This is a genomic window from Halomonas sp. B23F22_20, from assembly GCF_043496985.1.
In the GTDB taxonomy this organism is placed as follows: domain Bacteria; phylum Pseudomonadota; class Gammaproteobacteria; order Pseudomonadales; family Halomonadaceae; genus Halomonas.
Map to the genome: position 1 here is coordinate 1 of NZ_JBIEKH010000140.1, position 537 is coordinate 537.

At 49.7% G+C, this 537-nt stretch carries 1 protein-coding gene; it reads right to left on the reverse strand.

What is annotated here, in order from left to right:
- A partial coding sequence (locus ACGTN6_RS20995; RefSeq protein ID WP_394595045.1) for a hypothetical protein occupies window positions 1-240 on the reverse strand: 240 nt, incomplete at its 3' end.
- Between the last annotated feature and the right edge of the window lie 297 nt (window positions 241-537).

Sequence of the window (537 nt, forward strand, 5' to 3'; positions counted from 1 at the left end):
AACAAGATCAGCGTTCTTCCCGCGATAACGGGGCAGTGCCTTTGTCACGGTCTTCGGGAAAGAGGAGATCAGTTCATCAACAAACGACCGGCTCATTTCCCGTTCTATTGGAATAACATCCACGTCTCCGAAGTCAATCATATGAACGATTCCTTCTTGGATTTTGGTTACTACACTAAATCCAGTCCCTCTGATTTCAAAGCCTTCATGATAAGAAGTCAGTTCCTCATCGAACCACATTGTAACACCTCGCTTTATAGTTTAGGCTCTGTTAGAGTGTGGTGAAGTTAGGCCGTTTACGTTTATAAGTGGTTGGGGTGGCTGGGGGACGACTCGCTTTCCGCAGGCGAGCTGTCGAGCCTCCTCCCTCACTCCGTTCAGTCCGGGGTCTCGCCTACCTCTTTCTCCTGCAGGAGTCTCCCCGTCCCCCAGCCACCCCTGGCTAAAATTTATATGAACGGCCCAGCTGTGTAAGGAGGAGCCTAGTACATAAAGGAGAAGTTCGACTAAAATCGTCGACGTCGAACGATCCCTTTT